Annotated in this window: 18 protein-coding genes and 1 pseudogene; 5 read left to right on the top strand and 14 right to left on the bottom strand. The window is 64.6% G+C overall.

What is annotated here, in order from left to right; translation table 11 throughout:
• The first annotated feature begins 1 nt into the window (after position 1).
• Positions 2-673 carry an HAD family phosphatase gene (locus tag AB0M45_RS30490; RefSeq protein ID WP_364336294.1) on the top strand — a complete coding sequence of 224 codons (672 nt, stop codon included), beginning with the start codon at positions 2-4 and terminating at the stop codon, positions 671-673.
• Here the strand turns inward: AB0M45_RS30490 and AB0M45_RS30485 are convergent, their stop codons facing one another.
• Positions 674-1,267, bottom strand: a complete 594-nt coding sequence (locus tag AB0M45_RS30485) for a helix-turn-helix domain-containing protein (protein WP_364336292.1) — start codon at positions 1,265-1,267, stop codon at positions 674-676. It lies immediately after the preceding gene.
• A gap of 21 nt (positions 1,268-1,288) precedes the next feature.
• Here AB0M45_RS30485 and AB0M45_RS30480 point away from each other — a divergent pair, with 21 nt between their 5' ends.
• Together AB0M45_RS30480 and AB0M45_RS30475 are read left to right on the top strand one after the other, a co-directional pair.
• A complete protein-coding gene (locus AB0M45_RS30480) occupies positions 1,289-1,657 on the top strand; it encodes a hypothetical protein (protein ID WP_364336290.1) in 369 nt (122 codons plus the stop codon).
• Positions 1,654-2,178 carry a hypothetical protein gene (locus tag AB0M45_RS30475; protein WP_364336288.1) on the top strand — a complete coding sequence of 175 codons (525 nt, stop codon included), beginning with the start codon at positions 1,654-1,656 and terminating at the stop codon, positions 2,176-2,178. The genes AB0M45_RS30480 and AB0M45_RS30475 overlap by 4 nt, the downstream gene beginning before the upstream one ends.
• Positions 2,179-2,231: 53 nt before the next feature.
• On the opposite strand, the gene AB0M45_RS30470 is transcribed toward AB0M45_RS30475, so the two are convergent.
• From AB0M45_RS30470 to xylB, 5 genes are all read right to left on the bottom strand, one after another.
• Positions 2,232-3,095, bottom strand: coding sequence for a hypothetical protein (locus tag AB0M45_RS30470; RefSeq protein WP_364336286.1), 864 nt, complete (start codon positions 3,093-3,095; stop codon positions 2,232-2,234).
• 37 nt (positions 3,096-3,132) lie between these two features.
• Entirely contained in the window at positions 3,133-6,714 is a 3,582-nt protein-coding gene (locus tag AB0M45_RS30465) for an NACHT domain-containing protein (RefSeq protein ID WP_364336284.1), read from the bottom strand.
• 353 nt (positions 6,715-7,067) lie between these two features.
• Positions 7,068-7,568: a hypothetical protein gene (locus tag AB0M45_RS30460; RefSeq protein ID WP_364336282.1), complete on the bottom strand. Its 501-nt coding sequence runs from the start codon at positions 7,566-7,568 to the stop codon at positions 7,068-7,070.
• A 66-nt stretch (positions 7,569-7,634) separates the two neighbouring features.
• Complete coding sequence (locus tag AB0M45_RS30455; RefSeq protein ID WP_364336280.1) at positions 7,635-7,832, bottom strand: hypothetical protein; 198 nt, start codon at positions 7,830-7,832, stop codon at positions 7,635-7,637.
• A 107-nt stretch (positions 7,833-7,939) separates the two neighbouring features.
• A complete protein-coding gene (gene xylB / locus AB0M45_RS30450; protein WP_364336278.1) occupies positions 7,940-9,346 on the bottom strand; it encodes a xylulokinase in 1,407 nt (468 codons plus the stop codon).
• A gap of 154 nt (positions 9,347-9,500) precedes the next feature.
• On the opposite strand from xylB, the gene AB0M45_RS30445 reads away from it, so the two are divergent.
• Positions 9,501-9,998: a hypothetical protein gene (locus tag AB0M45_RS30445; RefSeq protein ID WP_364336276.1), complete on the top strand. Its 498-nt coding sequence runs from the start codon at positions 9,501-9,503 to the stop codon at positions 9,996-9,998.
• Here AB0M45_RS30445 and AB0M45_RS30440 read toward each other — a convergent pair.
• The 6 genes from AB0M45_RS30440 to AB0M45_RS30415 form a co-directional block, all read right to left on the bottom strand.
• Positions 9,989-10,999: a glycoside hydrolase family 172 protein gene (locus AB0M45_RS30440; protein ID WP_364336274.1), complete on the bottom strand. Its 1,011-nt coding sequence runs from the start codon at positions 10,997-10,999 to the stop codon at positions 9,989-9,991. The two genes, AB0M45_RS30445 and AB0M45_RS30440, sit on opposite strands and share 10 nt — an antisense overlap.
• The gene (locus tag AB0M45_RS30435) at positions 10,996-11,445 is read right to left on the bottom strand and encodes a thioredoxin domain-containing protein (RefSeq protein WP_364336272.1); all 450 of its coding nucleotides are present in this window, start codon (positions 11,443-11,445) and stop codon (positions 10,996-10,998) included. The genes AB0M45_RS30440 and AB0M45_RS30435 overlap by 4 nt, the downstream gene beginning before the upstream one ends.
• A 56-nt stretch (positions 11,446-11,501) precedes the next feature.
• A complete protein-coding gene (locus AB0M45_RS30430; protein WP_364336338.1) occupies positions 11,502-12,983 on the bottom strand; it encodes an FGGY-family carbohydrate kinase in 1,482 nt (493 codons plus the stop codon).
• 2 nt (positions 12,984-12,985) lie between these two features.
• Positions 12,986-14,398: an L-fucose/L-arabinose isomerase family protein gene (locus AB0M45_RS30425; protein ID WP_364336270.1), complete on the bottom strand. Its 1,413-nt coding sequence runs from the start codon at positions 14,396-14,398 to the stop codon at positions 12,986-12,988.
• A 117-nt stretch (positions 14,399-14,515) separates the two neighbouring features.
• Positions 14,516-15,394, bottom strand: coding sequence for a glycosyl hydrolase family 32 (locus tag AB0M45_RS30420; protein ID WP_364336268.1), 879 nt, complete (start codon positions 15,392-15,394; stop codon positions 14,516-14,518).
• Positions 15,395-15,504: 110 nt separating this feature from the next.
• Positions 15,505-17,787, bottom strand: a complete 2,283-nt coding sequence (locus AB0M45_RS30415; RefSeq protein WP_364336266.1) for an excinuclease ABC subunit UvrA — start codon at positions 17,785-17,787, stop codon at positions 15,505-15,507.
• Positions 17,788-17,850: 63 nt separating this feature from the next.
• Between AB0M45_RS30415 and AB0M45_RS30410 the strand changes: the two genes are divergently transcribed.
• Positions 17,851-18,855: a YafY family protein gene (locus tag AB0M45_RS30410; RefSeq protein WP_364336264.1), complete on the top strand. Its 1,005-nt coding sequence runs from the start codon at positions 17,851-17,853 to the stop codon at positions 18,853-18,855.
• A gap of 248 nt (positions 18,856-19,103) precedes the next feature.
• Here the strand turns inward: AB0M45_RS30410 and AB0M45_RS30405 are convergent, their stop codons facing one another.
• Complete coding sequence (locus AB0M45_RS30405; RefSeq protein ID WP_364336336.1) at positions 19,104-20,342, bottom strand: WD40 repeat domain-containing protein; 1,239 nt, start codon at positions 20,340-20,342, stop codon at positions 19,104-19,106.
• Between the two features lie 138 nt (positions 20,343-20,480).
• Positions 20,481-20,820: pseudogene (locus AB0M45_RS30400) on the bottom strand (hypothetical protein); the annotation flags it as partial.

The raw sequence follows: 20,820 nt of genomic DNA, 5'->3' as shown, positions 1-20,820 counted from the left end.
CATGGGTGTTACGGCGGTCGTCTTCGACATGGACGGCGTCCTCATCGACTCCGAGCCGGTGTGGGAGCGCGTGCGGCGCGCGTATGTCGCGGAGAAGGGTGGACAGTGGCTGCCCGACACCCAGCGGCGGCTGATGGGGATGAGCACCGGTGAATGGTCGGAGTACCTCAGCGGTGAGCTCGGCGTCGGTGAGCCGCCGGAGACCGTCGCCCGTGAGGTGGTCGACCGGATGGCCGAGCACTACGACGAGGGCGTCCCGCTGCTGCCGGGCGCGGTCGAGGCCGTGCAGCGGATCAGCGAACGCTGGCCGCTCGGACTGGCCAGCTCGTCGCCCCGTGCCCTGATCGATAGCGTGCTCGGCCGTACCGGTCTGATCGAATTCTTCACCGTCACGTTCTCCACCGAGGAAGTCGATCGTGGAAAGCCCGCGCCGGACGTCTACCTGACGGTAGCGACGTTCCTGCGTCAACGGCCCACCGACTGTGTCGCCGTGGAGGATTCGAGCAACGGGCTGCGCTCGGCTTACGCCGCGGGTATGCGCGTCATCGCGGCCCCGCGTCCGGAATACCCGCCCGCCGCCGATGCGCTGCGATTGGCCTCCGAAGTGATCTCCGATCTCGACGAACTCATTCCCGTGCTGATCGAGACGCCGACGACCGGGGCGCCGGAGTAGTCAGCTTCGGTAGGAGGTCAGCAGGGTGCGGGCGGCGGCGGTCACGTCGTCTTCCAGCCATTCGGGCAGCGCAGGGGCGTGGGCGTGGCGACGCAGCGCCGCGTAAGGAAGGTCGACGATCGCCCGGGTGACCGCGTCGATCTCGCGCTCGCCGTCGCGGCCGAACAACGCGTGCGTGACGCGACGCAGATGCTCGATCAACGGTGCGTTCATCTCAGCCAAGGTGGCGTTGAACTCCACGTCGGGGCCGCCATCGAGCAGATCGCTGGGTCGCAGGTTCAGCAGAAGCCGCGCGTCCTCGGGTAATTCGCGCCCGAACCGCAGGGCGGCCCGCGCCATCGCGACACCGGCCTCGACCGGGTCGGACTCGTCGGCCGCGGCAAGTGTGCGGTCCTGGAAACGCCGCAGCGCGCGCAACCATGCGGCGGTGAGCACACCGTTGCGGTTGCCGAAGCGGTGATACAGCGTGCCCACCGGAGCGCCGCTGGCCTCGGCGATCGCGGACACACTGGCCGCGCGGGGTCCGTCGGCGAGCACCAGGGTGCGTGCTGCGTCGAGGATCACGTCGGTGTCGTGCTTGCGGGGTGGCGCCATCTACTAGTACGTTCCTTCTATATGGAGCGGTTGTCCTACATAGATGAGCATGCCAGATCGGTCGACGCGAACCGGGATCGAGCGTGGAAAGCGGTGCTGAAAGTCGTCTGCAAAGATCCGCACGATCCGTCGTCGGTGGGCGGCGGATTCGCCCTGGAATCCGCCGAGGAGCCGCGTCGCTTGGCGTTGCGGGGCGAGCACTGGTTCTCGAAGTACCAGTTGATCTTCGAATTGGACGAGGAGGGTCCGAGCCGGACGCGCGTCCGCGCGCGGAGCTTCGCCGAATTCCCCGGACTGTCCGGCAAGGTCTATCGTGCCCTGGTCATCGGCACCGGCGGCCACCGCATGGCGGTGCGTAGGATGCTGCGTCGAATCGCGGCGGCGGCATGATTCCCGGCAGGGTTTGGGGCGCCACCGAGGCCGAATGTGAGGCACCGCTACCGTGCGACGAACGGCAGCCCGGTGGATTTCAGGCCGACCGCGCGATCAGCATCGCGGCGCCACCCGCACTCGTCTTCGCCTGGCTGTGCCAGTTGCGCATCGCTCCCTACAGCTACGACCTGCTGGACAATTTCGGCAAGTCCAGCCCGCGCCGGCGCGATCCGGGACTCACCGAATTGGCAGTGGGACAGCGTTTCATGTCGCAGTTCGACCTGGACTCCTTCGTCCTCGGCCGGCACATCACGCTGATCACCGGCAAGATCTGCGTCACCTATGCGGTTCGTCCCGAAGAGGCGGGGACCAGGCTGGTGGTCCGGATACGTTTCGGCGGACCCAAACCCATCGCGGTGGCGCTGGCGCTCGGTGACGTCATCATGATGCGCAAACAGTTGCTGACGTTGAAGGAACTCGCCGAGGCCGAATACCGCTCCGGCTCAACGGAGGAGAAGGGCCCAGCATCAGCCGACTGACGGGACTGCGAGACTATCCCATCCGGGCGAATGTCGTGACGTGAGTTCCCGTCTCATCCCCGCGACCTCGTCAGTGGAACAGATACTTCAAAGCTGCGCAACCCCTCTCGCCACCGAATCAAAATTCGGATAGATTCCGACATTGCAAAAGATGGATAGAGTGGAACAATTACTCTCTCGCCTGGAGCGAGATTCGAGTCGTGCATTTGTAAGCCGGATATCGGTGGCATTCTGTCATCATCAGCCAGAATCTCGAACCTAACAGCCTCCGCCGTGTATGCACTTACATTGCAGAGCTCCACATGAGCATAAGAAGTTGCTGCGCCCACGGACTTGTCGCCGTCCAGATGGTATTCGACCGAAAACTTCGCAGAGCTGCCGACCCCAGCCCCGACTCGGCGCTCTTTGGTCAGCAGGGACACGTCTCTTGAAATTGTCCTCATCACGCTGACCGACAATGCCTCGAGATCCACATATTCTGACCAGAGGCCGCGCCGCTTCCACTCATTCTTGAACTTGCGCAACGAAGCCAACTGCTCGAGATCCAACTGCGAGTCAGGGGGAAGGGGCCCTCCATTGAAGAACCCGTGCACTCGCACGCCGTTACGTATTGCTTGATCCAACTCTTCGACTGTTCCGGACAGGGCCCGTGGAGTCGGTGTACCCAAACGCGCACTGAAAAGGACGACAACTATATCCGCGAATCGCACTAGTTGGTCATTTATAGCCTCTTGCGGATCGAGATGAAGATCCGAAATGGCGTTCATTTCCCATCTGAGTGGCAGCAGAACCACACCGGATTCGGTCGAGTGTGTGGCATTCCATTCGTGGACTACTCGCTCCACCACATCACGCTCTGCGGCCACGTCACCAGGGGATGCGATCAATAATGGGACGATCATTCCGTCAATCGTCATAGTATGCTTTTCTGCTCATATCAGTTGGACGGCTCGATCATGAAACGGCGAAGTCTATGTACATGCCGACGGAATCCCATTCGCTGTCCCCTGCGGGCTCATATCGTAGAAAGCACCTCTGCTCCAAGGATACCAAAGGCGCTGGATCAAGCTTTTCGGGCGTGCCGATCAGGTGCACGTAACATCCATTTGGCAACCACTCGAGGCCCTCGAGAGAGGTCAAGGATTCGTCGTCTTCAACGATAAGAGAGCTGAGCCTCGGACATCTTGGAAGATTACTCAGACTGCCCAAAACACCCGAACTCCAAACCAGCTGCTCGAGATTGGGAATCTCCGAGATTGCCGTGTCATAGATCAACGTGCAATCAGTAAAAGACAACCGTCTGAGATTTGCACTGAATTCGTCCACTGTGGCCATAGAGAAATGCGCACTAACCAAATGAATCGATTCGATGCTTGGAATCTTCCATATCAGCTCGAGCAAAGCCTCGGGCGGATTGTGCATCTTGAGACTCCGGACACTGGATAATGTGGAAACCAGATCGTCGAGAGATACACGCGCTTCTTCGGCGCTGGCATCGGATCTGTTGTCGGCATGCGAAGGAGAAAAACTTGCGGAAAAATGTATATCGACGTACCTCAACGATCTACATCCAGCAAGCTGGAGCAAATCGGAGTCTCGAAGTTCGTACCCGAGCTCAAGTCGGGACAACTCTCTACTACGAGAAAGGAATGACAGTGACTCGAAGCGAACATTCTCGGGTACCGAAACAGTTCTCAGCCGATACAGAGCCGATGTGGCGGTTGACGGAATAGTTGACCTATCGCCCTTGAGGTTGGATAGATAGAGAATCCTGAGCTCGGACTTGTCCCCCAACAGGGCATCCCAATCCAAGCCATCGAGGCTTATTCTATCCAAATGAATAGCCCAGAGACTGGCCGGACCCAAAGCTACGCGACGCTGCTGAAAGAATGTCAGCGGGTCGCCTTCTTTTTCGTGTGCATCCTCATATTTGGACCCAGATATCGAAATAAATTTCAGATCCTCCAACGAGTAGGTCCAATCGAGCGGACCTATCGCTGGACAGTCCTTGATCCTCAACTGTCGAAGCCGCCGCAAGCTCTTCACAACTGCCCTCGTATGATGCGATAGCGGAAATCCATAGAGCACCAACTCGCTCAACTTCGGTGCACGGTCGAGAGCGTCAAGATACTCATCTCCGGTCGCAATTACTGAAAAATTCTGCTCCAATTGTGACAGAACTCGCTCAGTGTATCTCTTTGGGTTGAACCACTCTATTCCCTTGGAAATTTCGCCCAAGTCCGTGTACCTGCCGGACCGTGCGTATCGGGCCAACTCATCTATGGCAAGGTCGGATCCGATACGACATAATGTCTGGATCGCCAGTCTACGGGACTCGACACCGGCGTTATGCGCCGATCGCAGATATGGGACGGCGTGGTTTCCAAGCGCGGCCATCACCTTGACTTCACTGATATCCCGCGGCGGAAACAAAGACGCGACAGCCGCATCTGCTCGGGTGCGAACCGATTCGGAAAGTCCAGATGAAGCCGATCCGACACACTCGACAACCAGGAGACGAAGATTTCTACCGGCAATCTGTGTGGTGGATTCTTCCAATTTGTCGAGCAACCACAAAATGATTCGGTCTGCGGTGGGAAGGCCCGATTCATAGCATGCAAAGGGGAGAAGCGACCATTGTCCGGACTCGGCAAGTCGTAGAATGCGTTCGACATCACCGTCCAATTGTGCCACTTTTGCGGTCAAGTAATCTTGAATACTCCGATGCACGAACTCGGCGTCATTCCTGGACACTTTCTGTAAAACAATGCTTCTCGAAAGGATGGCGTCTCGCCAACGCCGTGCCTCGTGGCTGCTCTCGCCTACCAGTGGCAGTGCCTGCGACAATATAGAATCTACGCAATTATTTTCGCCTGAACTGGAGCTCTTCTCTATCGCAATACTATGTCTGCGGTTCTCGGCCATATTTTGCGCGATAGCGCCTACCAGCCTGAGCTTGGCACCCAATTCTTTGGCTGCCCAGTCGGAGGAACTTATAGAACTCATACCCCGCTCCCGCTCACGTCGATCGAGCAGAGCGTTCACTACGTTGGTGTATAACCACCCCTTATGTGCAGGAGACCTACGTCCACTGCTGGTGTATAAACAGCTCAGCATCGAGGCAATGAGTGGCGTATCGACCATATCCTGCATAGCGGGCGATCGTAGATCGTGCAGCAGATCTCGTTCCGCCCGGTCCAAATCGACCAATCTGACGTCGTCGCTGTCATTCAACAGCTCAGCGAGGCCCTTGAACCAACGCTGGATGAGGGCCAATGCATCTGGAGGGCCGAGTGGAAGTATCTTGACCTGTCGGAAATGGAGGCGACGGATCAGGTCGCTATGGGGCATGCCGTCCGGCCTTGATGTGATCAAGATATGTGCTTCTGGATACCGTGTTGCCAGACTTTCCACCCACGCTGATGCGCCTGCGCACCCGGCCTCTGACATCTCATCCCAGCCATCGAGCAGTATAAGCGGTGTCACCTCGCCCCTGCATTTATCCAACCAATCCGGTTGCGCTTCATTCCGAATCTGCTTTCCATACAGCAACGCCTTGTCGTCCGGGGCATACTTTGTTGTCACGACATCTCTGAGCTGAACAAACAGAGGTAGGACTTTCCTACGCCCCTCGTCGAAGATACGGAGCCTTCCGCGCGCAGCCCTGTACGCGAGCCACTGAACAGCGGTGGTTTTCCCATAGCCCGCTTTGCCGGTAATTACAAGTCGCAGTCCAATTTTCGCAGGTAATTCCGTGGCGCTGCGCCCTTGGCGGCTGGGCACCCGGCGGCTGGGCCCGAGCCCATGCAGGCCAGGAGACATCAATATTCGCTCAAGCGAGATGGATTCACCACCGTAACCATCTCCTTCGGAGACCCTAGCCGCTAGATGGGAAACGGATATCGGCACCGTGCGATACCGGACATCGACCGGCAATCCGAATAGCTTCATGTAACGCAGCGAATACAAAACGTCTTGTCGCTGCATCTCAACTATTCTCGCCGTTCCAATCGTCAACAAACCGGGGAGGCGAACGTTTTTGAGAGCGTCGACAGTATTGTCTATAAGTCGCGGTGTGGCGGTCATGCTGACCCATGCGACATCGGTGGAGATGCTCGGTATCGCGGTTATCCAGGCCAGTAGTACATGACTGCACAGCGTCAGAGCGGCTTGACTTATCAGATGGCGCACATCGCTGTCTGCGTCGTCACGCCATTGTGCGATAAGGCGAGGCTCGAGGAGTCGTATTATGTCGCTGACCGTGGCTGTGGACAGATCGCGATGTGCCTCGATCTTTCCGGTCTGCTGGGTTATCAATGCGGTCAATCTGTCCAAGACATAATTGTATGTCTCAGTATTGATATCGTCGGGCCACGTTGAGTGGATGGAGTCCAGCGCCTTGGCGAGTCGGCCGATGGCACTCTCGAAGTGCCGCTGGAGTTCTTCCACGACAAATGTATCGCGAGTGTCTGGAATCAGTGTTTCCGCCCATGAACGTGAATCCTCGTTCAGCGTTTGGGCTAACGAAATGTGCACTGAGACCAATCCGAGACGGAGCGTCGCAGTTGCAAGCCTTCTGTGCGAATACATTGCAGTCCTGGGATAGCTGCGGCAGGTAGGCTATCAGCCTACCAAGGTGATGGCAGCGCCCGCGGTAATTATCGAGCAACGGCCGATATATGTTACCATCGGTTACGTCAATTGCTTCCGATAACTCGGGCCGGGCGCTGTGGTTTTCATCGACACAGTCTGCGACCGCGCCCTACGTGTCGTGTTTACAAAGTTTGGACGACTGACCGGTGTTATTGGTGCGGCAATGCATAGCTGATCGAAAGCTGGCGCACCGCCTGTTTGTTTCAACGGCGGACAAGCCGTCGATAACCCGCTGATCAGGTGCGCCGTTCGACCAAGTCGAACTTCATTTGCTCGAATCCCGCCGGCGCGATGTCGCGCACCGACACCAGGGCATACGCCCAAGAGCCGAGGAGGGTGTGGTCGCCGACGGTGCTGCCGGTGTCCGGCGCTGGTTCCGCGGTGAGCAAAGGTAGCGGGTGGATGCGGTGACGGGCGTCGTTTTCCAGTACGGTCGCCTTGTCCACGAAGACCCGCAGGTCGTGATTGAGCAGGTAGCGGCCGACGGCGCCGTGCTCGGGCGCTACCAGTGCCGCGACGGAATTTGCTGCCCAGTAGAGGTTTTCGCCGTCCGGTTGACCTCGCGGAGCCGCGTGACCAGCCCACACCACCCGGGCGGGCGTCTCGAGCAGCCGCTCGACTCCTTGGACGAGGTGGTGGCCGATCCTGGCATGTTCCATGAGCTTCGCGCCCGCCTCGACGTAGCCGAGCAGGCGATGGTCGTCGGTGCAGAGTACTGCTCGATACAGCTGCCACACGGAGCTGGATTCCCTTCGGTAATAGGCGATTTCGTTGCATGCTCACACGTGTTTGCGGTGTGGCGATTACAGCGGCGTTACCACCGTGGTGCGGCTGGGCGAGATCTGCCTCAGCGGTTGAGCGGATGGAAGGCGCTGCGTTACAACGGCATACGAGCCGGGATGCGCGCCACGCTCATCGTCGGGCGCAACCACGCGGTAGTGCATGACCACGTCCTGGTCGTCGGCGATCACGCGGGCCAGCTCGAGGCGGGAATCGGCCACGGGTGCCTGCGCGATGAACTCGATGAAGCGTCTTTGCCGAAGGGTTTCCTGGACTGTGCTCGGAGCCGTAGCTGAAGTCGAAGAAGGCGGTCCAAGGGGCGCCTCGGTCAGTCGTAGAGCGCCTGGCGTGCCCGCCGGTACTGCGCCCGAATGCGTTGCCCGACCGCGGCGTCGGCCGGAGCCGGGATCTCCGTGACCGTGCGCGTTTGCCACACGGGCGGCCGGGGCGCACGACTGAGTGCCCACGCGGCCTGCCGGGCGGCCCCGAGTGCGACGTACTCGGCCGGTTGCGGCACCGTCACCGTGACGCCGAAAACCTGGGCGGCGATCGCCGCGACCAGCGGTGAGCGGGCGGCGCCGCCGACGAGCAGCACCCGTCGCGGCGTCACGCCGATGCCGGTGAGATGGTCCAGCGCGTCGGCGAGGTGGCAGAGCATGCTCTCGTAGGCGGCGCGGGCGATGGTGGCGGGACGCATGGCCTCCGGGCGCAACCCGTGCAGACTGCCCGTGGCGTGCGGCAGGTTGGGCGTGCGTTCACCCGCCAGATAGGGCAGCATGACCACGCCGTCCGCGCCCGGTGACGCCTGTGCGGCCAGCGATTCGAGGGCGGGCAGGTCGACGCCGAGCAGATCGGCGGTCGAGGTCAGGACGCGGGCGGCATTGAGCGTGCAGACCAGGGGGAGGAACGCGCCGGTCGCGTCCGCGAATCCGGCGACCGCGCCGCTCGGGTCGGCACAGGCGCGGCTGGAGCGGGCGAAGGCCGTCCCGCTGGTGCCGAGCGAGACGACCACGTCGCCTTCGGCGATGTCCAAACCGAGTGCGGCCCCCGCGTTGTCTCCGGTTCCCGCGGCGACCAGCGCGCCCCACGGCGTCCGCCCCGCCGGCTCGGCGGGATCGAGCACTCTGGGGAGCGCGGGTGTGCGTCCGCGAAAGGCCATGGTGAGCAGGTCTTCGCGGTAAGCGCCGCTGCTGGGTGACCAATACCCGGTGCCGGAAGCGTCGCCGCGATCGGTGGCCGGCTCTGGCATGCGTCCCGGCTCGCCGCCGCGCAGTCGCCAGGTCAGGTAGTCGTGCGGTAGGAGGACCCGCGCGGTGCGGTCGGCGAGTTCCGGCTCGTGATCGGCCATCCAGCGCAGTTTGGCGATGGTCAACGCCGCCACCGGTACGTTGCCGACCGCGTCCGCCCACGCCTGCGGCCCGCCCAGCTCCGCGATCAATTCCTCGGCGGCCTCGGCGGAGCGAATGTCGTTCCACAGCAAAGCGTCCCGCACAGGAAGGCTCGCGGCGTCCAAGGCGACCAGACCGTGCTGCTGGCCCGCGACGGCGATCGCATCGACGCCGTCGAGCAACCCGGCGGCCGCGGTGCGCAACGCGTCCCACCAAGCGGTTGGGTCCACCTCGGTCCCCGCGGGGTGCGCCGCCTGCGCTTGGTGCAGGATCGCACCGGTGCCGGCGTCGCAGACGACCACTTTGCACGATTGGGTGGAGCTGTCCACTCCCGCGACCGTCGTCATTCGTCCACCCCTGATCCGATTCGGCTCATATCGCCGATCCCGGCGGGGACCCTGCTGACCATTCCCAGCACAGACATATCCACACCTTGCACCCGAATCGCCGCGCCATGGCGCATTTCGGGTAACCGGCCGTCCCATCGTGCAGACTGACGCGATGAGCATCGACCCCACCGACGTGCGCATCCGCGCGGGAGACGGGACACCGCTGCCGGAACTCACCGAGAACGCACTCGGCGACCTGCTGGACGAACCGCCCTGCCCGGACCAGGCCATTCTCGAGCTCAGCCGCGCCGACCTGCACGACATCCGGGCCAGGCGCCTACCCGACGGCGTCTACGAGCTGGAGCACCGGGCCGGGTCGACGAACGAGCTCTTTCAGATGTACACCTCCGACCCGGTGCTGGTGCGGGACGTGCTGTGGTCCTGGCTGTCCGGCGATCCGTGGTGGCACGAGGCGGTCGCGTGGTACCCGGTCGATCCAGCGATCGCGGAACTGGGTGCCATGCGGGACGAACTCACCGGGCTGCTGGACAGCCTCACCGCGATGGGCGATCTGACCGCGGGCATGGACGCGGCACTGGCCCGCGCCGACGAACTGCTGGCGCTGGACTTCCAGGAATCGGATCCGCCGGATTCAGCGGCTCAGGACTGATACCACCACGCGGTCGTCGCGATCTCGGCGTCTTCCAGCGGCAGATAGGTTTCCGCGTCCCGCCACCCGAGCGCCTGCACGGTGACGCGCAGATCGCGCTCGAAACAGATCGGATCGCGCACGTGCCAGCGATACATCCCGAACCGCTGGTCCGCTCGATAGATTTCGTCCGGCGGCAGTATCTGATGCAACCCGAGATATGGGGTGCAATATGTCCGATATGTCCCGTCGAGGTCGAAATTCCAGGCGCCGCCGAAATAATCCTCGGTGCCTGTCCCGCAAATAGTGGGGTACTCGGCGTCGCCGTCGAGATAGAACTTGACTTCGCCTTCGCCCCACCATCCCGGCGCGCCGGGCCGAATGGCGAGGTAGGTGCCGACGTAGCGGCCGGGCCCCGGCACCATGTCCAGAATCGGGTGCACGGCCGGGTTGCCCAAGCGGGGCGTACGCGACCACCGGGTGTGCAGATAACCGGCGGCGTCCGGAACATCCTCCTCGGTGTATGTCGCTTGGTAGTAGACGGGAACTTCCCGGCCGCAGCGGTTTTCCAGCGTGATCCGCGCCCGATGCCGAAACGGCGTGGGCCAGTAGCTGTTCAGGCCGCCCGCGGGTGCGACAACCACCATTTCCGAGGCCAGCAGTGCCAGCTCGCCCCATCCGTTGCAGAAGAAATCGCCGAGCGGCAGCTCGATCGCGGGCTGCGGCGCGTCGTCCCAGTACACGCGCAGCGTCAGGGAGCACAGCACGGAGCGCTCGGTGGTCAACCAGAAGTGCCGGATCACTCCCGGGCCGGAAATGTCGGCCAGCGTGGCAGTTTCGCCGTCGGCGAGCGCGATCGAGGGCGATACCTTCCACCCGGCGCCGAGCAATCGAGCCGCGTGCGCGCCGGTGCCGTCGAGCGCGCGTGCGCCTGCGCCGGGTGCTCCGGTGGGGTTCTCGGCGCTGACCGATCGCGTTCGCGCGCCGTCCAGCCGCCACAGATCCGCGCCCGGCGTGGTCACAGTCCTGGCCAGCCGTATCGGGGCGAGACCGGCGGGAGCCCGGCCCGGCGTGTGCTGGCGGAGGCTCCCGTGGTGGCGAGCTGTCGCGCGTTCTGCTCGGCCAGTTCCCGGCGAATCCGGTCCATGTCCAGCCAGAGAATCTGCTGCACCAGGCCTTCCAGCGCGTCCGGCGCCAAGGCGCCCGCCTCGGAATACACCAGCACCCCCTCCCGGAAGGCCATCAGCGTCGGATATTGGGTGACCTGCGCGCTGGTGCTCAACGCGACTTCGGTCTCGGTATCGACCTTGCCGTGCACGATCTCCGGGTGCCGGTCCGACGACGCCTCGTACACGGGCGCGAAACGCTGACACGGCCCACACCAGTCCGCCCACCAATCGACCAGCACGATCGGGTTGGACGCGACGACGGATTCGAAATTGTGCTGGGTCAAGGTGATTGTCGGCATGGAATCCTCGTGTGGTTCTGCGCGTTGACCTTGCATCGTCGCATCGATATCCGCGATCAGGAAGACGTGCCGGCGCGATGGTGTTCGGCCGCGAGGAAATGCGCGATATTCGTCGTGCATTCATAGAGTTCGCGGTAGTGCCGGTAGTACTCCTCGTATTTCGCGGTGCGCTCAGGATGAGGCCGCACGGTGTCGACGACGGGATTCCACCCGGAGGTGTCGACACCGGCAGCGTCGGCCGCGAGCAAAGCGTCGCCGAGACAGGCGCCCACGGTGTCTGCCGGTAATTGCTGCTCCAAGCCGGTGACATCGGAGACGATCTGCGTCCACAATCCGCCCTTGGTGCCGCCGCCCACCGCGACCAGACGCGCCGCCTGTCCGCCTGCTTCGGTCATGGCCGCCAGGTTGTGCCGCACTCCGTAGGCGATCCCTTCCAGCACCGCCCGATACAGTTCGGCGCGCCCGTGCCCCAGCGTCAATCCCGCGATGATGCCCCGGGCGTCGGGATCGAACAGGGGAGTGCGCTCACCGGCGAAGTACGGCAGCGCGAGCAACCCTCTGCTGCCGACCGGCACGTCGGCGGCCGCCGCGACCAGGTCGGTGAACTCGCCGCCGACGAGCTTGCGCAGCCAGTCGGTGACCGCCCCGGAGGTGGCCATGCCCGCGGCGAGCGTGTATGTGCCCGGCCAGGCGCCGCAGGTGCCCCATAGGCCCGGATGCGGGCGCGGATCGGTGAGCACCTGCACCAGGAAGAGGGTGGTGCCGTACATGATCATCGCATCGCCAGGGGCGCGAACACCGACGCTGGCTGCCTCGGCCCACGCATCGATGGTCCCTGTGGTGACCGGCAGCCCAGCTGGTAGCCCGGTGACGGACGCGGCATCGGCGGTCACGTGGCCCACGATCTCGGTCGGCCAAGCCAGTTCGGGCAGCGACCATCCCGGCACGACCTGATCGGCCCAGTCCGTTGCCCACGCGCGCGCACGCAGGTCGTACAGCGGCACACATTGACTGGCCGACTGGTGGTCGAGAACGTATCGGCCGGTCAGCCGGTGCACCAGGAAGGAACTCGCCATCAGCAGCATCGCGGTGCGGGCGGCGATTTCCGGCTCGTGCCGGGCCAGCCACCGGGCCTTCGGGCCCACGGCCTGGCTGGTCAGCGGTGACCCCGCGCGGTCGAGCACCGCTTGCGCCCCGAATTCGTCGTTGAGCTCGGCGATCTCGGCGCTGGCCCTGGTATCGACGCCATAGAGGATGGCAGGTCGCAGCGGCTTGCCTTCCGCGTCGGCGGGTAGCAGGCACGGGCCGATCCCCGACACCGCGAGCCCGTCGAGCGCAGCGCCCTCGGCGGCGCGCACCAACTCCTGGGTGAGCGTGACGAAGTCGGCCCACCACACCGTCTCCGCGTCGTGCTCCACCCACCCGGGATGGGGCATGGAGACGTCGTGCGCTCGTTCGGCTCTGGCCACGATCGTGCCGTCGGCGTCGGCCAGCACACCCTTGGAACTCGAGGTCCCGATATCGATGCCGAGAAACATGGTCACCGCGTGAACTCGTCCAGCGTGACGTCGAGCAGCTCGCACGCGGCGCGAACCGCGGCCCGATGATCGCCCGGTATCGCGTGGATGTGGTTGGCGCCGAAGCGATTCAAGAAGTCGTCGGCTCGCGCGTCCAGGCGGGCGAAGGCGTGCGGCCACTCCCAGGTGGACTGCTTCATCAGCGCTTCGTTCGTCTGCTGGTCGTAGGCTTCGAAGTCGCCGAGCATCAGTTGCATGCGGTAGTCACCGTCGAGGCGGGTGAGCCGTGCCAGCGTCATCCGGCCCGGCGCGGCCAGATGGTGCACGGAGGCCCCGCCCGCCGGGAAGAAGAACACCTCCGGATACAGGTGCACCTTCGCCAGGTTCTCCGCGGGATCGGCGCTGCGCGCGGCGAACCAGGTGGCGTGCTGGCCGGAATTGCACAGATCCCAGATGTCCCGGTCCGCGTGATAATGCCGGACGTCGGCGAACAGCACCGGGGTGCCCGCGATCCGTTTGAGCAGCTGCATCGTCAGCGCGCCGTCCATATCCGCCTCGGTGGCGCAGACATGCGGTTCTTTCGGACCGTTCCAGTCGTAGGGGTCGTTGAGGAACGCCTCCGTGACGTCCATGGTGGCGAAGTACTGGGTGAGCTCGGGTTGCCCTTTGATGCCGGAGAAATCCAGCCGCCATTCCGCGATCAGCTCGCGCACCGCCAGGTACGAACGGATCTGGCGTTCCAGCAGCTCCGGCGTGAGCTTCGCGCCGTCGTAGTGCACGCCCGCGGTGTGCCGCTCCAGCCATTCCCGCGCCGCCTTCGCCTCGCCGGCGTCGGCGAGCTCGGCGCGGCGCACGATCTCCCACTGATCGATCTCCTCGACATCGATGCCGAAGCGCCGCTGCCACTGGTCGGTGTTGGCGACCGCGGTGTTCATGCCCATCGGCCGCCCGCCGAAGCGGCCGAAGGTCGCGCCGCGCACACCGGACACGGCCGCCGCGGCCCGCGCCCGCACGCCGATGGCCTCGATCAGCTCCGGATCGGACGGATCGCCCCACAGCCTGGTGTGCTTGCGGCCGATCTGGTCGAGTGCGCCACCTGCCGCGAGCATCCCCACCATGCCGGGCTGCACGGGATCGATGTTCGACAGCAACAGCAGCGGGCCGGGGGTCGCGCCCGCCGCGAGCATGGTGAAATGCGGGAACGCCCAGACCGCGTAGTGCAGCACGGTCAGATCGACGCCCGCCGCGGCGACCGTGCGCGCCACCGAGCTCGCCAGTGCGTTGTCGCTGATCGTCGCGGTGCCGCGGACCACGTCGTGTCCCGCCGCGGTGAGCGCGGCCACCAAACGGTCCTCGGTCGAGGTGATGAAATCGGCGATGCCCGCATGCACATAGTCGCGGCCATCGGAAATGCTGATAACGCCGATACGGGCCATGCCGGTCCCTCCCGTTGGGGATGGTCGGAGAGTTCGACTCGATCAACAGATACCAGCCGTGGCCGGGCTCGTTGGCGCGTTTCGGGAAATCAAGGTGTGGCGGGTGCTTCGGACCGCTTAGCGCGGAACCGCTTTGGCCACACGCGACTGCGGGAACGTCAGCGACGCGACGTGGACCCCACCCTGGCCCCAGCCCGCACTGGTGATCCACCAGCGGCCGTCCTCGCGGACCACTTCGGCCGCGTGCGCGGCGATGTGGCCCACTTTGTCCCCAATGCGGAAGCGGAACGGGCTGTCGCTTCGGAAGACGTCGGTGCCGACGTAATGCGGGCGAGGGCCGATGAACAGATACCACCAACCGTCGTGCCGCAGGACGTATGGAGATTCGGTGTTACCCGCTTCGGTGCCTTTCGTCGGGTCGGTGTAGGCGATATGACGCTCACCCCAGTGCACGAGGTCTGTGCTGGTGCGGTAGGCGACGACGTGATGACCACCGGTGGCGGCGCTGGTCGCGCAGTAGTACATCACCCACTGGTCGCCCACGCGCGCCACCATCGGGTCGCGAGCGTCGTAGCCGTCGTGAAACAGCGGACCCGTCGGCAGTCTCTTCCACCGGAACAGGTCGGTCGAGGTGGCCAGGTTCATGGCCGCGGCGGTGCGGTCGGTGCCGCCGGCGGCGTAGAACATGTAGTGCTGCCCGTGCGCGCCGACCACGTACGGCGCCCACAGATGCGTCTCCCCGTAGTCTCGATCGACCCGCAAGGCGGATGGGTGCTTGGTCCACGGCCCGTGCAACCGATCGGCGCAGGCGTGCGCTAATTCGATTTCGTCGAACGGGTCCGCCGGCTCGCGATGGGTGATGCCGAACAGGTGCCATCGCCCGGCCTGGTCCCGAACCAGGGTGTGGTCGTTGATGTACCACGCTTCCGGCTCCCCTGCGCTCGGGTCGTAGATCCGCGCGAACGCCTCCGCCCGAACCACCTCGCGGGTCGTCATCCATTCATGATGCCGCCATGGTCGTCGCGAAACTGCTGTCCTGCGGATTCGCATGCCAGGACTACGGAGCTGTGGCGAAGTGCGCGGCCTGTCGTGGACGCGCACTCGGGTCATCCGGCAGCGGCGCTGCGCCGCAGGTAGTCCGCGGTGATAGAACGATCATCCGCCAGCAGCGCCGACGGCGTTCCGGCGAAAACAATCTCCCCACCGTGCTTTCCGCCGTCCGGTCCGAGATCGATCACCCAGTCGGCATGGGCGACGACGTCCAGGTCGTGTTCGATGACGATCACCGTGTTGCCCGCGTCGACCAGTCGATCCAGCAGCGCGACCAGGGTGTCCACGTCGGCCATGTGCAGCCCGGTGGTCGGTTCGTCCAGGACGTAGACGCCGCCGCGACGATGGAGGTGATCGGCCAGTTTGATGCGCTGGCGTTCTCCGCCGGAGAGCGAGCTGAGCGAGCGGCCGAGGGTGAGATAGCCGAGACCGACGTCGAGCAGTGACCGCAGCGGCGTGCGAATCCGCTGGTCATCCAGCTCATCCCAGAAATCGAGCGCCTGCTCGGCGGTCATCTCCAGCACGTCGGCGATGGACGCGCCGCGGATCTCGTACGCCAGTACCTCCGGCCGGTACCGGCGTCCGCGACAGATCTGGCACACGGTGGTAACCGGATCCATGTACGCCAGGTCGGTGAAGATCACGCCGGCGCCACCGCATTCGCCGCACGCGCCGTCGGAGTTGAAACTGAACAGGCCAGGTCGCACGCCGTGCCGCTTGGCGAACAGCTGGCGCAGCGGATCCATGATCCCGAGATAGGTAGCCGGGCTGGAGCGCCGGGAGGCGGCGATCGCCGCTTGGTCGACCGCGATGACCTGCGGATGCGCCGCGACGAACGCGCCGGATACCAGCGTGCTCTTCCCGGAGCCCGCGACGCCGGTCACCGCGGTGAGCACGCCCGTGGGAAACCGCGCGGTGAGATTCTTCAGGTTGTGGGTGCCGACGCCGGTGACGGTCAACCATCCGGTCGGCCGACGCGTGCGTTCCTTGATCCGGCGCGCCCGGCGCAACCGCTCGCCGGTGGACGTGCCGGCGCGGCGCAGCTGCTCGACCGTGCCCTCGAAGACCACCCGCCCGCCGTGCGAGCCCGCGCCGGGCCCCATGTCGACCACGTGATCGGCGACGGCGATCACGTCGGGGGAGTGTTCCACCACCAGCACGGTATTTCCCTTGTCCCGCAATTGGATCAGCAGATCGTTCAGTCGGCCGACGTCACGCGGATGCATGCCGACGCTCGGTTCGTCGAAGATGTAGGTCATGCCGGTCAGGCTGGAGCCGAGATGCCGCACGACCTTTAGGCGCTGCGCCTCGCCGCCCGACAGGGTCGAGGTCTCCCGATCGAGCGAGAGATAGCCGAGCCCGACCTCCTCGATCCGGCGCAACCGGCCGATCGCGGCGCTCGCGATCGGCTCGGCCACCGGATCGTCGATGGCGGCGAGCACCTCGATGAGGTCGGTGACCTCCAGCCGGCCGTAGTCGGCGATGCCGAGCCCATCGATCCGGCTGGCCAGCGCCGCGGCGTTGAGCCGGGCGCCGCCGCAGTCCGGGCAGACCTCCTCGGTGACCACCGCCTCGGCGGCCGCGCGATTCTTGTCCGACAGCGCGGCGAGATCGCGCTTGATGTAGAGCCGGTCGAACCGCTCCAGCAGTCCTTCGTAGGCATTGTTGCCCGCCGATCCGTTCCTGTTGCGTCGCGGTACCCGAAAACCGCTGCCATGCAAGAACAATTGCCACTCCTGCGGGGTGAACTCACGCAGCGGCTTGTCCGGGTCGAACAGCCCGGACTCGGCGTAGAGCTGCCATTGGAAGGTGCCGATCGCGAAGGGAGCGAAGGTGATTGCGCCCGCATTGAGCGACTTGCCGGAGTCGATGAGCTTGTCCAGATCCGGACGCACGACGTGGCCGAGCCCGCCGCATGCGGGGCACATGCCCAGCGGATCGTTGAACGAATAGCGCGTGGCTTCGCCCGCGCTGGGCACACCGTGCCGGGAGAACAACACGCGGATAACCGACTGGATGTCGGTCATGGTTCCGACCGTGGAACGCGAATTGCCGCCGATCGGCTTCTGGTCGACGACGACGGCTGGCGCCAGGTTATCGATCACGTCGGCTTCGGGCCGCTCGTATTTGGGCAGCCGATTGCGGATGAACCAGGTGAAGGTCTCGTTGAGTTGCCGCTGTGATTCGACCGCGACGGTCCCGAAGACCACCGACGACTTCCCCGAACCGGAGACGCCGGTGAAGACCACGATCTTGCCCTTGGGGATCGTCAGCGAGACGTCGCGGAGATTGTTCTCGCGCGCCCCGATGATCCTGATGGTGTCTCGATCTGCATGCACGGCCGCCACGCTAGGAGCCCATGAGGTCGGATTCTGTCCTCATTCGCGGCCATACTCGATCGCGTGACACAAACCGCCGCGCGCCTGCTCCAGCTGCTCTCCCTGCTGCAGACCCGTCGCGAATGGAGCGGTCCGGAACTGGCCGCGCGGCTGGGGGTCACGGTGCGGACGGTGCGCCGGGATGTCGAGCGCTTGCGCGAGCTGGAGTATCCGGTGGTCGCGAGCCTCGGCGCGGTCGGCGGATACCGGCTGCAAGCAGGTGCCGCGCTGCCGCCGCTGCTGCTCGACGACGAGGAGGCGGTGGCGATCACGCTCGGGCTGCGCGGGGCTGCCCAAGGCGCGGTCGCGGGTATCGAGGAATCGGCCGCCCGCGCCCTGGTGAAACTCCAGCAGGTGCTGCCGTCGCGGTTACGGCGCCGGGTCGACGCGATCGACACCGCCACCGTGTCGCTCGCCGGTCCCGCCGCAGGCCCGGTGATCGACCCCGAGATCCTCGTCGTCCTGGCCGCCGCCGCCCGCGACGGCGAACGGCTCCGCTTCCACTACCGGGACAAGGCCGACGCCGAAACCAGCCGCCTTGCCGAGCCGCACAGCCTGGTATCCGCGGGCCGCCGCTGGTATCTGGTGGCGTGGGACGTCGACCGCGCCGACTGGCGCACATTCCGCGTGGACCGCGTGACCTCCCCGCATCCCACCGGAATACGCTGTACGCCACGCGCACTCCCCGCCGCGGACGCGGCAAGCTTCGTCACCAGCCAGCTGGCCCGCTCCCGCCCGGCCCGCCACGTGGTCCTGCGCGTCCACGCCCCCGCCGACACGCTCGTCGACTCCTTCCGTGTTCGTCCCGAGGAAATCGAGGCCGTGGACGCCCAGACCTGCCTGCTGCGCACATCGGCGGATTCCCTGGAGTGGACCGCCATCCGCATCGCGCACTTGAACTTCGACTTCGAGGTCATCGAACCCCAGGAAATGAAAGACCTGCTCACCACCCTCGGCACCAAATTGCTTCGTGCCGCTGGGAATCCTGCTCCGGCACGTCCGCCAACCGGTGCTATCTATCAACGGTGACGGAGCGCCGCCGGATGGTGCAGCATTCGTCGGAACTCAGGTCGAACAGCAACTCGTCCTGCCACAGCACGTTGATCACCCGGTGAATCCGTGCACCGGCGGGCGGCGTGATGGGGATACTTCAGCTGTACATTTTCGCGACCATCGAAAGGTCTCCGGCACTCAGCACGGTCGGCCCGCCCCTACTGCCGAGACCGCCAGCCCGGACGATCTCCGCATCGTGACCACCGCGCTGTGTGGCGCGGAAGTCAGTCGCTGTTGTCGGGACTGATGGGAAGTCCTGGGCAGAGTTCGATGTAGTCGATCCTCGCCTGCACCGTTTCACGCCACTGCTTGTGGCTCATATTCGAGGGAAGTTTCGCGCACAGGTCTTCGACCGACGGGGCGAAAATCGGCCACATTTTCAGGGTGCTATCCAGGCTGGCCGACACGATACGGTTCCCGTCTGGGCTGAACGCCACATCCGTCACGAAGTTGGCGTGGCCGGTCAGCGGCGCGCCCATGGGTTTCCCGGCGACCGCATCCCACAACCGCACCGTCTGATCGCCGCCGCTGGAGGCAATGCGCTTGCCGTCTGGGCTGAACGCCACGTCCCACACGGCGTTGGTGTGGCCGGTCAGCGGCGCGCCCGTGGGTTTCCCGGCGACCGCATCCCACAGCCGCACCGTTTGATCGAGGCCGCTGGAGGCAATGCGCTTGCCGTCTGGGCTGAACGCCACACTTGCCACGGCGTTGGTGTGGCCGGTGAGGGGCGCGCCCGTGGGTTGCCGGGTGGCCGCATCCCACAACCGAACCGTCTGATCGGCGCTACCGGAGGCAATTCGTTTGCCGTCTGGGCTGAACGCCACGGTCGTCACTTGGAGGGTGTGGCCGATCAGGGATGGGCCGATGGGTTGTCCGGTGGCCGCATCCCACAACCGCAGCGTTTTGTCGCGGCTGCCGGAGACGATGCGTGTGCCGTCCGGGCTGAATGCCACATCCCGCACGGAATCGGTGTGGCCGGTCAGAGGTGGGCCGATGGGTTGCCCGGTGGCCGCATCCCACAACCGCAATGTCTGGTCGCTGCCGCCGGAGACGATCCGTGTGCCGTCCGGGCTGAAACCCACGCTCTGGACCGTGTCGGTATGGCCGGTCAAGGGTGGGCCGATGGGTTGTCCGGTGGCCGCATCCCACAAGCGCAACGTTCGATCGGGGCCGCCGGAGACGATGCGTTTACCGTCCAGGCTGAACGCCATAGTCGTGAAGACATTGGTGTGGTAGGCCAGCGCCACAGTGGTGGCATCCCATATCCGGAGTGTGCCATCACCGCTGCCGGAAACAACGCGCGTCCCATCGCGACTCGCCGCCACACTCCAAACAGAGTCGGTGGCTCCCGCCAGGGGCAAGCTCACCGGGCGGGCTGTAGCAGGGCTCCACAGCCGTACGACGTTGTCGGTGTAACCAGCGGCGATCCATTTTCCTTCCGGATCGATGGCGATGCTGTTCACAAGGGCTAGACGGTTCGCTGCCCCTGGCACTCCGTCGTTCATCGCGGCCCGCCACACATCCTCCGGGGATAGTGGAATAGCTTCCACCGGCGAGAGCGGTACGCCGACGGGCTGTCCGGTGGCCGCGTCCCAGAACCGCAGCGTCTGATCGGGGCCGCCGGAGATGATGCGTGTGCCGTTCGGGCTGAATGCCACACTCCACACGGAATCGGTGTGGCCGGTCAGGGGTGGGCCGATGGGTTGCCCGGTGATCGCATCCCACAGTCGCAACGTTTGATCATCGCTGCCGGAGATGATGCGTGTGCCGTTCGGGCTGAATGCCACATCCCGCACGGAATCGGTGTGGCCGGTCAGGGGTGGGTCGATGGGTTGCCCGGTGGCCGCATCCCACAGTCGCAACGTTTGATCATCGCTGCCGGAGATGATGCGTGTGCCGTTCGGGCTGAATGCCACATCCCGCACGGAATCGGTGTGGCCG

The organism is Nocardia sp. NPDC051787 (assembly GCF_040681325.1).
Lineage (GTDB): Bacteria > Actinomycetota > Actinomycetes > Mycobacteriales > Mycobacteriaceae > Nocardia.
The sequence above is the reverse complement of the archived record's forward strand: the minus strand, read 5'-3'. Positions and strand labels throughout refer to the sequence as shown.